The organism is Hwangdonia lutea, from assembly GCF_032814565.1.
GTDB classification, from domain to species: Bacteria; Bacteroidota; Bacteroidia; order Flavobacteriales; family Flavobacteriaceae; genus Hwangdonia; species Hwangdonia lutea.
This window is the reverse complement of the sequence record NZ_CP136521.1, coordinates 400986-414858: the sequence shown is the minus strand read 5'-3', so window position 1 is coordinate 414858 and position 13873 is coordinate 400986. Positions and strand designations below refer to the sequence as shown.

13 protein-coding genes are annotated in these 13873 nt (G+C 36.8%); 9 read left to right on the top strand and 4 right to left on the bottom strand.

Going from position 1 to position 13873, the window contains the following annotated elements; translation table 11 throughout:
• Nucleotides 1-22 precede the first annotated feature (22 nt).
• Genes mnmA through RNZ46_RS01790 form a run of 3 tightly spaced genes read left to right on the top strand, consistent with a single transcriptional unit; the run spans nt 23 to nt 3806 of the window.
• On the top strand, nt 23-1210 hold the full coding sequence (gene mnmA / locus RNZ46_RS01800; RefSeq protein ID WP_316983682.1) for a tRNA 2-thiouridine(34) synthase MnmA: 1188 nt from the start codon (nt 23-25) through the stop codon (nt 1208-1210).
• 19 nt (nt 1211-1229) lie between these two features.
• Complete coding sequence (locus RNZ46_RS01795; protein WP_316983681.1) at nt 1230-2864, top strand: S8 family serine peptidase; 1635 nt, start codon at nt 1230-1232, stop codon at nt 2862-2864.
• Entirely contained in the window at nt 2865-3806 is a 942-nt protein-coding gene (locus RNZ46_RS01790; RefSeq protein ID WP_316983680.1) for an NAD(P)H-dependent flavin oxidoreductase, read from the top strand. It abuts the gene before it with no gap.
• Between the two features lie 2 nt (nt 3807-3808).
• Here the strand turns inward: RNZ46_RS01790 and RNZ46_RS01785 are convergent, their stop codons facing one another.
• Nucleotides 3809-4744 carry a TolB family protein gene (locus tag RNZ46_RS01785; protein ID WP_316983679.1) on the bottom strand — a complete coding sequence of 312 codons (936 nt, stop codon included), beginning with the start codon at nt 4742-4744 and terminating at the stop codon, nt 3809-3811.
• A gap of 340 nt (nt 4745-5084) precedes the next feature.
• Between RNZ46_RS01785 and RNZ46_RS01780 the strand changes: the two genes are divergently transcribed.
• The 3 genes from RNZ46_RS01780 to RNZ46_RS01770 all read left to right on the top strand — a co-directional run bounded on the left by RNZ46_RS01780 (nt 5085) and on the right by RNZ46_RS01770 (nt 7490).
• Entirely contained in the window at nt 5085-6464 is a 1380-nt protein-coding gene (locus tag RNZ46_RS01780) for an MATE family efflux transporter (RefSeq protein WP_316983678.1), read from the top strand.
• 93 nt (nt 6465-6557) lie between these two features.
• Nucleotides 6558-6785 (top strand): DUF8828 family protein, encoded by a 228-nt coding sequence (locus RNZ46_RS01775; protein ID WP_316983677.1) that lies wholly within the window; start codon nt 6558-6560, stop codon nt 6783-6785.
• Between the two features lie 120 nt (nt 6786-6905).
• Complete coding sequence (locus RNZ46_RS01770) at nt 6906-7490, top strand: phosphatase PAP2 family protein (protein WP_316983676.1); 585 nt, start codon at nt 6906-6908, stop codon at nt 7488-7490.
• On the opposite strand, the gene meaB is transcribed toward RNZ46_RS01770, so the two are convergent.
• Both meaB and RNZ46_RS01760 read right to left on the bottom strand, forming a co-directional pair.
• Entirely contained in the window at nt 7480-8556 is a 1077-nt protein-coding gene (gene meaB / locus RNZ46_RS01765) for a methylmalonyl Co-A mutase-associated GTPase MeaB (RefSeq protein ID WP_316983675.1), read from the bottom strand. The genes RNZ46_RS01770 and meaB overlap by 11 nt on opposite strands.
• 92 nt (nt 8557-8648) lie before the next feature.
• Complete coding sequence (locus tag RNZ46_RS01760; protein WP_316983674.1) at nt 8649-9188, bottom strand: DUF2911 domain-containing protein; 540 nt, start codon at nt 9186-9188, stop codon at nt 8649-8651.
• A 410-nt stretch (nt 9189-9598) separates the two neighbouring features.
• Here RNZ46_RS01760 and RNZ46_RS01755 point away from each other — a divergent pair, with 410 nt between their 5' ends.
• The 3 genes from RNZ46_RS01755 to RNZ46_RS01745 are packed head-to-tail and all read left to right on the top strand — an operon-like array spanning nt 9599 to nt 12298.
• Complete coding sequence (locus tag RNZ46_RS01755) at nt 9599-10150, top strand: RNA polymerase sigma factor (protein ID WP_316983673.1); 552 nt, start codon at nt 9599-9601, stop codon at nt 10148-10150.
• Entirely contained in the window at nt 10134-10703 is a 570-nt protein-coding gene (locus RNZ46_RS01750; RefSeq protein WP_316983672.1) for a hypothetical protein, read from the top strand. The genes RNZ46_RS01755 and RNZ46_RS01750 overlap by 17 nt, the downstream gene beginning before the upstream one ends.
• A gap of 11 nt (nt 10704-10714) precedes the next feature.
• A complete protein-coding gene (locus RNZ46_RS01745) occupies nt 10715-12298 on the top strand; it encodes a hypothetical protein (RefSeq protein ID WP_316983671.1) in 1584 nt (527 codons plus the stop codon).
• A 965-nt stretch (nt 12299-13263) separates the two neighbouring features.
• On the opposite strand, the gene RNZ46_RS01740 is transcribed toward RNZ46_RS01745, so the two are convergent.
• The gene (locus RNZ46_RS01740) at nt 13264-13872 is read right to left on the bottom strand and encodes a hypothetical protein (RefSeq protein WP_316983670.1); all 609 of its coding nucleotides are present in this window, start codon (nt 13870-13872) and stop codon (nt 13264-13266) included.
• Nucleotide 13873: the final 1 nt, after the last annotated feature.

Below are 13873 nucleotides of genomic sequence, written 5' to 3'. Positions count from 1 at the left end.
TCTTTGTAGCCAATTTTTAAATATGAAACGCGTAATAATAGGACTTTCAGGTGGTGTAGACTCTAGCGTTGCAGCTTATTTATTAAAGCAGCAAGGATATGAGGTTATTGGCTTGTTTATGAAAAACTGGCATGATGATTCTGTGACCATTTCTAACGAATGTCCGTGGTTAGACGATAGTAACGATGCCATGTTGGTTGCCGAAAAGTTAGGCATACCTTTTCAAACGGTAGATTTAAGCGAGCAATATAAAGAGCGCATTGTGGATTACATGTTTAACGAATACGAAAGAGGCAGAACTCCAAACCCCGATGTGCTTTGCAACAGAGAGATTAAGTTTGATGTGTTTATGAAGATCGCTTTAGAGTTGGGAGCCGATTATGTGGCAACGGGTCATTATTGCAGAAAAGGAACCATTGAAAAAGATGGTAAAAATATTTACCAATTACTTGCGGGCGTTGATGAAAATAAAGACCAATCGTACTTTTTATGTCAGTTGTCGCAAGCGCAATTGGCAAAATCTTTATTTCCTATTGGGGAATTAACCAAACCGGAAGTGAGGGACATTGCCACAAAATTAAATTTGGTAACCGCTGAGAAAAAAGATTCTCAAGGCTTATGTTTTATAGGAAAAGTGAAGTTGCCCGATTTTTTACAGCAGCAATTAAGACCAAAAGAAGGTGTTATTGTTGAGGTTTCAAAAGAAGAGAAAATTTTTAATGAGGCCATTCCGGAGTTTCAATCTGAAGAAGACAAGCTAAAATTCTTGTCTAAAAAAATTGATTATAAAATAGACGACGGACAAATTGTTGGTAAACATCAAGGCGCTCATTATTTCACTAAAGGACAGCGTAAAGGACTCGCTGTAGGCGGAACCGTTGAACCTTTATTTGTAATTGATACCGATGTAAACAAAAACATAATTTACACCGGACAAGGTAAGGAGCATCCCGGTTTACTAAAAAAAGCGCTGTTTGTAACTAACGAAGAATTGCATTGGGTGCGTGAAGATTTAGCCTTAAACGTTGATGAAACTATGCAGGTTAAGGCTCGCATTCGCTACCGTCAACCTTTGCAAAAAGCAACATTGCACAAAGTAGATAGTGGACTATATGTTGAGTTTGAGGCCTACCAATCAGCCATTACAGAAGGACAATTTGTTGCTTGGTATTTGGAAGATGAATTGATTGGTTCCGGAGTAATTTCGTAACTTACCAAAAAAATATAATATGTTAAGGCGATTTTTAACTCTAAGCATTCTTACGTTTCAATGCTTTACGTTTGCACAACAGGAAGATGCTTGGGTGTATTTACTAGACAAACCAACAAATACTTATCCTATTAATAATCCTTCAGCATTTCTTACCCAAAAGGCCATTGATAGAAAAACTAAACACGGAGTAACTATTGATGTTAGAGACGTCCCGGTAAACGAATCATATATTACAGCACTTAAAAATGCCACAGGAATTACAGTTATGGCAAAATCCAAATGGTTTAATACGGTACACGTTAGAGGCACGGAAACTAATGTGAAAAATTTGCTAACAAACCCTGCAACATCTTCGTTTATAGACCGTGTTGATTTTGCTGATAAAAGTTTAAACCTCTCCAAAACTTCCAAAGTAGAAAAATCTTTAAAAACCAAGGATAAGTTTATTGTCGAGAGCACTTTTGTAGATTTTACTTATGGTAATAGTCAAAATCAAGTAGAAATGATTAATGCAGATGCTCTACATGTTGCAGACTATACGGGATCTGGAGTTACCATAGCTGTAATGGACAGTGGTTTTGAAAATGTAAATACTATGGGTGCTTTTCAGCGATTAAGAGATGCAGGAAACTTAAAGGGAGGTTACGATTTTGTAAATAGAAACTCAAATGTTTATGTTAGTCCTGGCGACCACGGCACTCAGGTATTAAGTACTATGGCTGGTTATGTGTTAAATAATTTTGTGGGTACAGCGCCAGACGCAACCTATTATTTGTATAAAACCGAAGATAGTAACGATGAAAACCCCGTTGAAGAAAGCTATTGGGTAGAAGCAACAGAACGGGCAGATAGCTTGGGCGTTGATATAATAAACACCTCTTTAGGCTATAAAGATTTTCCTAATTACCCAAACTATGATTATACATCTGCCGAAATGGATGGAAATACTACTTTTATTACAAAAGGGGCGAATATAGCCTTTGAAAAAGGTTTGTTACTAGTTACATCGGCAGGAAACGAAGGTAGTTCAGGAGTAAGTGGGCCTGCAGATTCCCAATACACGTTAACCGTTGGTGCCGTTAATTCAGCCGGGGATTATGCTACATTTAGCTCTGTTGGAAATGGGTTTCAACCCTCACAAAAACCCGATGTTGTTGCGCAGGGTCAGGCTTCAGCGGTTATAAATTCAAGTAATGTTATTGGTACAAGTAATGGTACATCATTTAGCTCGCCCATTTTGGCCGGTGGTATTGCTTGTTTAATGCAAGCCTTACCTAATAAAACCAATGCAGAGATCATGCAACTGGTTCGCGAATCGGGTTCTCAATTTAATACACCAGATTATGAGATAGGTTATGGAATTCCCGATTTATGGAATGCACTTAACGCTTTAACTATTGATGATTTTGAAAATGATAATAACATATCAATTTATCCAAACCCTTCCAAAGCTGTGGTTTTTGTAAAAACGCCTTCTAATGAAAATAAACTAACCGTAACATTTTTTGATATTTTAGGTAAGCAGATTTTAAAACGTTTTATAAGTAGTACAAATAATAGAATCGACATTGCTGGATTGTCAAAAGGCATTTATATCATTAATGTTAAGTCTGAAAATAATGCAAAATCTTTTAAGCTTGTAAAGAATTAAATGCCCAATAGAATTACTGAATTATTCAATATTAAATACCCCATTATTCAAGCCGGAATGATTTGGAATAGTGGTTGGAAATTAGCCTCAGCCTCAAGTAATGCAGGTATTTTAGGGCTCATAGGGGCCGGAAGCATGTATCCAGATGTGCTCCGCGAACACATTCAAAAGTGCAAAAAAGCCACAGATAAACCTTTTGGGGTTAATGTGCCTATGCTTTATCCTAACATTCAGGATATCATGGACATTATTGTTGAAGAAGGCGTTAAAATTGTGTTTACTTCGGCAGGAAACCCCAAAACCTGGACCTCGTGGTTACAAGATAAAGGCATTACAGTGGTGCATGTAGTGAGTAGCGTAAAGTTCGCTTTAAAGGCGCAAGATGCCGGTGTGGATGCGGTCGTTGCCGAAGGTTTCGAAGCTGGTGGTCATAACGGTAGAGACGAGACTACAACATTAACACTTATTCCTATGGTGAGAGAACAGATTAACATTCCGTTAATCGCCGCAGGTGGTATTGCCACAGGTAAAGCGATGCTTGCTGCCATGGTTTTGGGAGCTGATGGCGTGCAGGTTGGTAGTAGGTTTGTAGCGAGCGAGGAGAGTTCGGCACATCAAGATTTTAAGCAGGTGGTTGTTGATGCCAAAGAAGGCGATACCCAATTAACCTTGAAAGAACTGGCACCGGTTAGATTGATTAAAAATAAGTTTTACAACGATATTCAAGAACTATATAAAACCTCACCAACACCAGAACAATTAAAAGAGTTGCTAGGTCGAGCTAGAGCAAAACGCGGGATGTTTGAAGGCGATTTAGATGAAGGCGAACTGGAAATTGGGCAAATAGCGGGCTTGATTCACGATATAAAACCCGTAGCTCAAATTGTTACGGATATGATGAGTGAGTTTGAAGCTGCTAAAAAAGAAGTTTTAAATTTTTAAAGTTAATTCCTTAGCAACTCTTCAATATTTACTTTGTACAATCTGCTCAACCCATTGTCGTATTTATTGAATTCGGTTAGTAATTCGTTAATGGTTAGTGGTTTTTCAAAATTGGTTTTGGAGTTATCCATTTTACTTGTAAAATATAGTGTATTGGTTTTAGCATCAACAAATGGACAATAATCCATTTTTTGACTATTGATGGATTCTCCTAAGTTTTTCGCTTTGGTCCAACCTTCATTGGTATGATAGCTAATATACAAATCGCCACTGCCCAAACCGTCTTTTCTGTGGTAGCCACCAAAAATTAAATACGATTCGTCGGGTGCAATAAAAGCATTGTATTCGTAACCTTCAGAATTTATAGTATTTGGTAATACTTGGGGTTCGGTTAAATCGCCGTTAATGTTTTTACTCACATAAATATCGTCTTTTCGCTTTAGCTCGGGGTTATCTCGAGTAAAATAAAAGTTTCCGTTTTTAGCTATGGACGGATAAAACTCTCCGTGTTCGGTATTTATCGGGCTTCCCATATTTTTTGGGCGAGACCAATTACTTGTTAAATCTTGGCGCTCAACCACCCAAATATCAAAATCTTTTGGTTTGTTGCTTGAAGCATCTATTGGTCTTGTCGATACAAAATAGAGCTTTAAACCATCGTGCGAGAAAAAAGGTTCTAAATCGAAAAACTGGCCTGAAAACGAAGCGATTTTTGGGGCGCTCCAAGTGCCGTTTTCTTTTGTAACGGTAACAATAGCAGATGTGTTACCCATAACGCTTTGCACGGAAAACATAATTTCGTTCCCATTAGGGGCCATGGCAATATCTCTAACATTAGGAAATTGTTTTACAATAGGCTCTAAAAAAGGCTCAACGTTTTGTTGGGAAAAACTAAAAAATAAATTGAAAGTAAATAGCAGAAATAATAGTGGCTTCATAAAAAAGATTATGTATCACAAGATACTATAATCAAGAATTAAAAATTCTAAAAACTATGTTAATATTAAATGAAAAAAGAGGCTATCTCTATGTTGAGACAGCCTCTTTTAAAAATTTAGAAACATAAAAGCTTCAGTCTTTTTAAATCCCTATTAAACAAAAGCGAAAATGGTTTCTAATCAAATAGAATAAGCGCTTAACTATGTTGAGGGATTATAAATATACGAATAAATATTTAATAATCAGCAGTTTATATGTTTTTTTTATATGAGTTATTAAAATTTTAGAAATTTATGCGGTAAAGTTTAAAAAGCTAAAGCTATAGTTTACTTTTGCGTGATGCAATTAAAAGATTATACCAAAGAGTTCAAATACAATTGGCAATTGGCGGCTCCGGTTATGTTAGGCATGTTGGGGCATACCTTTGTGAGTTTTATCGATAATATTATGGTTGGTCAATTAGGAACTGCTGAATTGGCAGCCGTGTCTTTGGGCAATAGTTTTATGTTTATTGCCATGTCTTTGGGTATCGGGTTTTCTACGGCTATTACGCCTTTGGTTGCCGAGGCCGATGCCGAAGGGAATTTTAAAAATGGCAAATCATCTTTTAAACATGGTCTGTTTTTGTGTACGGTTTTAGGCGTTTTATTGTTTTTGGTGGTATTTTTTGCAAAACCACTTATGTATTTAATGAAACAGCCTGTAGAGGTTGTCGAATTGGCCATTCCGTATTTAGATTTGGTGGCATTTTCATTAATTCCATTAATTGTTTTTCAGGCTTTTAAGCAGTTTAGCGATGGGTTGTCTATGACTAAATACCCCATGTACGCTACCGTTTTAGCCAATATTATTAATATAGTTTTAAATTATATTTTAATTTTTGGAAAATTCGGATTCCCAGAATTGGGCATCGTTGGTGCGGCTTACGGCACATTAATATCACGATTTATAATGGTTTGGTATTTATGGTATTTGTTAAAAGGAAAAGACAAATCGAAAGCCTTTGTAACCCATATTAAGTTTTTTGTTCTCAATAAATTGATGCTTAAAAAAATTATAAACCTTGGCGCACCAAGTGCTATGCAAATGTTTTTTGAGGTTGCCATTTTTACGGCAGCCATTTGGTTGAGCGGCTTATTGGGTAAAAATCCGCAAGCGGCCAATCAAATTGCCTTAAACTTATCATCTATGACTTTTATGGTTGCCATGGGCTTAAGTGTTGCATCCATGATTAGGGTGGGCAATCAAAAAGGTTTAAAAAGTTATTTTGAGTTGCGCCGTATTGCTTTTTCGTTGTTTTTAATGGGCACTTTGTTTGCCGTTGGTTTTGCTATTATTTTCTTTGCGTTTCATGCGCAGTTACCCAAAATATATGTCGATTTTGATGATGTAAAAAATCTGACGGATAACACCGAAGTGGTTAAAATCGCATCAAAATTATTGATAGCGGCAGCTATTTTTCAAATAAGTGATAGCATTCAAGTTGTAGTTTTAGGCGCTTTGCGCGGATTGCAAGACGTTAAAATACCAACCATTATTACCTTTATTTCGTATTGGTTAATTGGTTTTCCCGTAAGCTGGTATTTTGGTAAAGCCGATGCTTTGGGTAGCTTTGGTATTTGGTTAGGATTGCTCGCAGGATTAACAACGGCTGCTATTTTACTGTATATTCGATTTAATTATTTGACAAAAAAGTTAATTGAAATTGAACGTGTTTAAAGTTCGTTAGAGTACTTAAACTTAAATGAATAAATGATAACTTTGCTATAAATAACTTAAGCGCACTTTAGGCACTTGTAACTTATAACTTTTATGACACTTCCAAAATTTATACTTGGCGATAATACAGAATATCCAAACGCTATTTTTGTAATTCATACAGAATTTCCTAGGTTTATTATTAATCTTGAAGACGACGAGGTGGAATGGTTTGAGGATTTTGATGTTGAAGATCAAAAAGAACTAGAGACCGAAACCGAAAATGCCATAAAATTAGCAACCGAGTTTTATGATAGTGAAGTTGCTAAATACGAAGATTAATTGCGTTAGGGATTGATGGGACATCCTTTTTTGAGGTACGAGAAAAAGATATAGCGGAAAGCCCGACCGCTTGCCCTGAGCGCAGGCGAAGGGTTAGGGGTAACGCCAAAATAAATATAAATGATGGATAAACTTTTAGAATACGATACCGAACTCTTTTTGTTTTTAAATAATTTAGGAGCTGAGCCTTGGGATAATTTATGGTTAATCATTACCAACAAATTAGCGTCCATTCCGCTTTATGCCGTATTGCTATTTCTCCTCTATAAGAAATTTGGAGCAAAATCTTTATTGGTTTTTGCGGTTGTAGCGGCCTTAATGATAACATTTACCGACCAAATAACGAATGTTTTTAAACGTACTTTCGAGCGTCCGCGACCTTGTGGCGAAGCCGATTTAATAGACCAAATGCGATTTATTGCCGTGCGTTGTGGGAAGTATGGCTTTTTCTCTGGGCATGCATCAAATTCTATAGCTGTTGCTGTGTTTGCAGGATTAATGCTTAAACCATATTATAAAAACCTTATTTTTATTTTACTGTTTTGGAGTGCTCTTTTGGCTTTTAGCAGAATTTATGTTGGTGTTCATTATCCGTTGGATCTTTTATGCGGATTGACTTTTGGTGCCATGTCAGGATTTTTGTTTTACAAACTGGCAAAATACCTTTTAAATAGATTTGTATTGCCCAAAGATATTAATGCGTAAGGTTTAGCAAATAATAAGCCGCTGCAAAAGGCGTGGTTTTATTATTGTCTATTAAATGCAGTTGGGTGGCCAATTCCTTTTTGATATCGGGTCGGTTAAAAAATTCTGATTTTAGTTGATCCTCGATAGTTTGGATGAGCCAAAATTTATTTTGTTCCTTTCTTTTTTTGTCGAAATAATGGTTTTTGGTAGTGGTTTCAATATATTCCAAAACAAGCTTCCAAATGTCGTCGATACCTTCATTTTTCAATGCGCTGCACAGCATCACTTTAGGTTGCCAATTTGAAGCTTTTTGCGGATAGAGGTGAAGCGCTCTGTTAAATTCTACCTTTGCAATTTTTGCTTGCTTTAAATTATCGCCATCGGCTTTATTTATAGCAATAGTATCGGCCATTTCTATGATACCGCGCTTAATGCCTTGCAGTTCGTCGCCAGCACCAGCTAATTTTAACAATAAAAAGAAATCGACCATACTGTGCACGGTAGTTTCACTTTGCCCAACACCAACGGTTTCAATAATAATCACATCAAAACCGGCGGCTTCGCATAAAATGATGCTTTCTCGTGTTTTTCTAGCAACGCCACCAAGCGATTTCCCCGAAGCTGACGGACGGATATAGGCATTTTCGTCTTTAACCAAGGCGTCCATTCGGGTTTTATCGCCCAATATACTGCCTTTTGTAAGCGAACTACTGGGGTCGATGGCTAAAACAGCAACGCGTTTTCCTCGAGCGGTTAAGTGTTTTCCGAAGGTTTCAATAAAGGTGCTTTTTCCAACTCCGGGAACACCGGTAATACCAATTCTAATGGAGTTGTTGGCATGTGGCAAACATTGCTTTATAATGCTATGGGCAATAGGGAAGTGGTCGGCGTTTGTGCTTTCAACCAAAGTAATGGCTCTGCTCAGGGCCGTAATATCTTTTTTTAAGATGGCTGCTACTAAAGTTTTTGGATTTATTTTAGCGTTGCGTTTCTTTTTAATATTTTTAATTGAGGCCGCATTGGTGATTTCGGACTGCGAAATACCTTCGTTTTCTTTTAAAGCTGATTTTTTTCCTTTTGCCACGAGTGCACGAATGTTTGTCTAATTTACAATAATTTTAAATGGTGTATTTTTTGAGCATGAATACCCAATACAGCCAATTAAAAAATACCTACTTATTTAAGCGGCACAGCAATTTTTACGTCGTCCCAAGCCATGGTTAAAAACAAATTATCTGTCGAATTATCGAAAGCAATGGTAAATTGCTCGACGGTAGTGTCTAATTTTGTAACCGGGATATCCACATTCAGCACATCGTAATTGGGGTCCCAGTATGGTTTCATTTCGTTGGTAACACCCCAAGGGTATTGCTTGGAGTTGAATATTACCGTCCAAACAGAATCTTTAGGCACGGTCCAAAGGGTATATTTTCCAGTAGCTAAGGGAATACCAGCAACTTCTAAATTTTTATTGGTTTCAAAAGTGGTTGCTTCGTTGGCACCGGTTCGCCATACTTGATTATAAGGGACTAAGGCACCGAATATCTCTCTATTTCTTTTACTAGGCCTGTTGTAAACCACCTTTAGTTCTAAATCATTAAGCTCAAATTTAACGGAGTCTTTTGGACTTGGACGTTGGGTAATAAAAGTATAAGCAAAAAGGCCTAGAGCTATTATGGATAATAGTATTAAAACGCGTTTTAAAAAGGTGTTCATAGAAGGGAAAATTTTTTAAGGGATAAAGATACTTTAAAAAGTAATAATTAATAAAGTTGAAACGTACATTTATTTGGTTTGTTGTGTTGAGGCTTGATGACCGAAGACTAGACTGCGACCGATGACGGTGGACTGAAAATTGCGGGCTGGATTGCGTTAGGGATAGCAGTGAAAAGCCCACAGGGAGACCCGATAGTTATCGGGGCGACCGAGGACTTGTAGCGAATAGCCCGACCGGAGCGATCCTGCAAGGTTTTGAATACCTTGTAGGTATGAGCGTAGGGAACGCCCAAATTCTTATTTTTATAAAAAAGTATTGATTTTTTGCAACAGCTTACTTTTTTAATCGTCTTTTATAATGACTAACTTAATCCCATGTGATGTGGGTTGGAACCAAACGAAGAATTAGCATGTTTAAAGTTGACATTATTGAACAATGTAAACAAAACAACCGGAAAGCCCAATTGCAGTTATACAACCAGTACTGCGACGGGATGTATATTGTGGCCCACCGTTTTTTAAAAAATGCTAATGATGCCGAAGATGTGGTGCAGGAAGCCTTTATTAAAGCGTTTTCTAAACTGCACCAATACAAGGCTGAAGTTACTTTTGGCGCCTGGTTAAAACGCATTGTTGTTAATAAAAGCATTGATTTTTTGAAGTCTAAAAAGCAAAAACTTGTGGCATTGGACGAGGTGCACCTAAAAGTGGTTGATGCCCATAATGACGACAAATGGTTGGTAGACGATGCCATTACATTAAAGGATGTAAAATTGGCGATAAATAATTTACCGGATAAATACCAATATGTGGTGATGCTGTATTTGATTGAGGGTTACGACCATCAGGAAATATCGGAGATTTTAAATATTACCGAAGTGGCATCGCGCACCCAGTTATTTAGAGGTAAAGCAAAATTACAAGAACTGTTAACACTTAAAAAAAATGGCACGAGACATTAGAGAGTTATTTAAAGAGGATGAGGCTTTACACGTAAAAATGCCAAAAAACCATCAGGATAGATTTCTTGAAAAGCTGGATGATGCGTTTCCTAAACAGCCAAAACCAATTTTTTATTGGATGCAAATAGCAGCTGGTTTAGTCGTGTTTTTAGGGTTGGGCATTGGGGTTTATCAATACCTTCAGCCCGATGATACTACAGAAATAGCAACCACAAATACCGCTGAAATTAAAACATTGGGCGATGTATCTCCCGGGTTAAAAAAGGTTGAAGATTATTATTTGGCAAGCATCAATTTAGAGTTGTCTAAAATGAAATATACGCCAGATACCAAAGCGGTTTTTGATGGCTATTTATTGCAGTTGAATGAACTGGATAAGGAATACCAACGCTTATCGGTGGAATTAACCGAATCTGGACCCAGCGAGTTAACGGTAAATGCATTAATCGATAATTTAAAATTTCGTTTAAATCTGTTGCATCGTTTACGGTCGCAGTTAAGCGAATTACAAACTTCTGAAGATAACTTTGAAGAAGTAAAACAATCCATCTAAAAAATCAAAAAATGAACAAGACAATTATAAAAATCAAACAATTTGCTTTAGTGTTTTTAATTTCGAGTGGTTTACTGGCTCAACAAAAACTAACTAAAGTATCGCAATCCATTAAAGTAGATAAAGATGTTACCATCGATTTAAGCACAAGTTATTGCAATATTGTGTTCGACACTTGGAACAAGGGCACCGTAGAAATTGAAGCCTATATAGAAAGCGACGATTTAAGTCAAGAAGAATTGCAAGCCGCTTTAAAAGACTGGGAGGTTAATGTTTCGGGTTCGCAAGACCAGGTTTCCATTAAAACCAGAGGGCATTCATCATCCCGTTGGGCCTATAGTGGCGGTGAGGATAATGAAGCGGTGCACGCCGTATTAAAAGAGTTAAAGTTTGAATTGGCAGATATGCCCGATTTCGATTTTCATTTTGATATGTCCGATATGCCAGAATTACCAGAACTTCCGGAATTACCTAAAATGCCAAAAATGCCGGAGTTACCCGAATTGCCAGAAGGTGTTGATAAAATTCAATTTGACTATAAAGCCTATAAAAAAGACGGCGAAAAATATATGGAAGAATATACCAAAAATTTCGAGAAAAAGTTTGGTAAAGAATATGAAGAGAAAATGAAGGCATGGGGCGAGAAATTCGGAAAAGAATGGGGCGAAAAATACGCCGAACAAATGGAAGAATGGGCTGAAAAGTTTGAAGGCAAATGGGACAACGAAGCCTATGCTGAAAAAATGGAAGCTTGGGGCAAACGTTTTGCAGAACGTATGGAAGCACAAGCAGAACGTGTTGAAGCCCATAAAGAACGAACCCAAGCACAAGTAAAAGCCCATAAGCAACGGGTAGAAGCTCAAGCAAAAGCCCACGAAAAAAGGGCAAAAGCTCAAGCAATGGCTCATAAAGAACGAGTAGAAGCTCATAAAAAACACGCGAAAGAACGCAAAAAACTATCCGACGAACGTCGTGTTTTAATCGAACGTTTGGTTAACAAAAAGTCGAACTCAAAAGTTAAAAAAACCATCCGGATTAAAATGCCAAAAGGCGCTAAATTGAAAGTCAACGTTAGGCATGGCGAAATAGAATTCGCAGCAAACATCGATAATTTACACGCCGATTTGTCGCATACCAAATTTACAGCACACAGCATTAATGGGAGTTCTACTTCCATTAATGCTTCCTATTCGCCAGTTTACGTTACGCATTGGAATTTGGGAGAACTCAATTTAAAATACGTTGAACATGCCGAGTTAAACAATGTAAGGCAGTTGGTGTTAAGCGCCAATTCTTCAAATATCGAAATACAAAATCTATTGGGTAGCGCCATAATCGATGGCAGCATTGGCAACCTGAAAATCTTAAAAATCGACGATGCTTTTAACAATTTAAACCTTATTCTTCAAAACAGCGATGCCGTAATAACGCTGCCAAAAGCAGGCCATAATTTGCAGTACAAAGGCACGCGCACACGCTTTAAGCACCCCGAAAAAACTACCGATAATAACCTCTCTTCGTTTACAACCAATAACACCGAAACCAACAAAACCATTGTGGTTAATGCCAAGTACAGCAATGTGGTGATGCAGTAGGGTTTACTTCTTCTTTAATTTTTTGAATTTTTTTTTATTTTTTTGGCGTTACCCCACTTGGTCGCTGGGGCTCCCGAAGCAGGGTCGGGCTTTCCAATACAATCTTTTTGCTCGTGCCTCACAAAAAGGATTTCCATTTCAATCCCTAACGCACATTTTTGCTAGCTTATATTTTTAAACCGATAAGTCTTTTGTTTTTGGATATGATTTTGTTTTGTGTTTTAGTAGCTATATTAGTACATACATACCGAATAGAAAGTCGGAGAATTTTTTGCTGAGCAAGTTATTTAAAGGACATAGAAATGTTAACAATCCTATCGGAATTGCTAACATTCCAACACCACAGAAACTTCATTATGAGGTAATTAAAAAATAAAATATTAACTTTGAAGAACTAGGCTAGTGCTTTTCATAGGACACGGTGTTGTGCATAGTGTTTCTTTTAGTTTTAGAATATAATTGTCAAAAAAATAATAATCCCAAGAGCTAAAACAAAATTCCAAGGATTTGTAATATTATCTTTCAAGTATTTTTTATTCCATAAGTCTGTCAATTTTTTCCATTTGTTTAAAGTCAAAATTGAGATTAATGATAAAAAAATCACCTTAATAATTGTACCGATTGAATTAAAAATAAGGTAAGGAATTGCAACAAAAATTCCCTCCAGAGTTGTTGGCGTTTCCCATATAAGGTCAGCTATTGATTCCCACTTACTGTTTTTTTTTAGTCAAAGATTTTTATTCAGGTCGTTTATATTTCCTTCCAGTTTCTATTCCGCATTATTGTCAGCCGAATTATTTAAATCAGAACGAAATTTATTATTCCGATTTGTCAAAAATGTTTCTTTTATTCTCAAATTTTTAATTCGGATTTCGTTTTTCCGACATTATGCACAACGTTTTGGGTATGGTGCGTGTCCCGCATGGCATGCACTATACCTGTTGTTGTAGCCAGTTTTTATTTATTCATTCGTGAAACGTCCGATACCAATTTTCTTCGATTTTCCAATTGTCATCAGGATGTCGTTCACTAAGTTCATTGTAATGTTTAATATCTTCTGGTCGATTAGTATATACAAAATGAGTTGAAGGTGAACTAAAGAAATTCCTAAAAACCCAAAATGTAACGGTCACTTCATTCGTGCTGTCATTCTTAGAAATTCCAATGTCATTACCACCATTTGATATTACAGGAAATTCGTAAGGCAATTCACAAACCCATCCGTTCCAACTCACATTTGGCTCAAGTTCTCCGTTCTTCACTTGTTCCACTACTTCTGTCCGTTTGTTGAAGAATATGTACCAATCTGCTTTTTCAATAATCTGATTTACAGGCTGTCGAAAGAACGTTAAAAGGAACAAACTCGAAATGACTAAAACTGAAGCAATTCTCTGTCGACTTAAATTCTTTCTTTCCTTAATCAGCTTGACGATTTGTCCAATAGACCATATTAGAAGAACCAATGAAAGAATTAGCCATTCGAGTGCGACAATGAAATATGGAACCAAGTAGTAGTTTACAAGTGTAAGAACTACCCAAATGCTTACAATCCATATTAAAGATTTTCTATTCATT

Excerpts from the sequence above, each read along its gene's own strand:
- mnmA (WP_316983682.1), top strand. The coding sequence starts at position 23 with ATGAAACGCGTAATAATAGGACTTTCAGGTGGTGTAGACTCTAGCGTT.
- RNZ46_RS01795 (WP_316983681.1), top strand. The coding sequence starts at position 1,230 with ATGTTAAGGCGATTTTTAACTCTAAGCATTCTTACGTTTCAATGCTTT.
- RNZ46_RS01790 (WP_316983680.1), top strand. The coding sequence starts at position 2,865 with ATGCCCAATAGAATTACTGAATTATTCAATATTAAATACCCCATTATT.
- RNZ46_RS01785 (WP_316983679.1), bottom strand. The coding sequence starts at position 4,744 with ATGAAGCCACTATTATTTCTGCTATTTACTTTCAATTTATTTTTTAGT.
- RNZ46_RS01780 (WP_316983678.1), top strand. The coding sequence starts at position 5,085 with ATGCAATTAAAAGATTATACCAAAGAGTTCAAATACAATTGGCAATTG.
- RNZ46_RS01775 (WP_316983677.1), top strand. The coding sequence starts at position 6,558 with ATGACACTTCCAAAATTTATACTTGGCGATAATACAGAATATCCAAAC.
- RNZ46_RS01770 (WP_316983676.1), top strand. The coding sequence starts at position 6,906 with ATGATGGATAAACTTTTAGAATACGATACCGAACTCTTTTTGTTTTTA.
- RNZ46_RS01760 (WP_316983674.1), bottom strand. The coding sequence starts at position 9,188 with ATGAACACCTTTTTAAAACGCGTTTTAATACTATTATCCATAATAGCT.
- RNZ46_RS01755 (WP_316983673.1), top strand. The coding sequence starts at position 9,599 with ATGTTTAAAGTTGACATTATTGAACAATGTAAACAAAACAACCGGAAA.
- RNZ46_RS01750 (WP_316983672.1), top strand. The coding sequence starts at position 10,134 with ATGGCACGAGACATTAGAGAGTTATTTAAAGAGGATGAGGCTTTACAC.
- RNZ46_RS01745 (WP_316983671.1), top strand. The coding sequence starts at position 10,715 with ATGAACAAGACAATTATAAAAATCAAACAATTTGCTTTAGTGTTTTTA.
- RNZ46_RS01740 (WP_316983670.1), bottom strand. The coding sequence starts at position 13,872 with ATGAATAGAAAATCTTTAATATGGATTGTAAGCATTTGGGTAGTTCTT.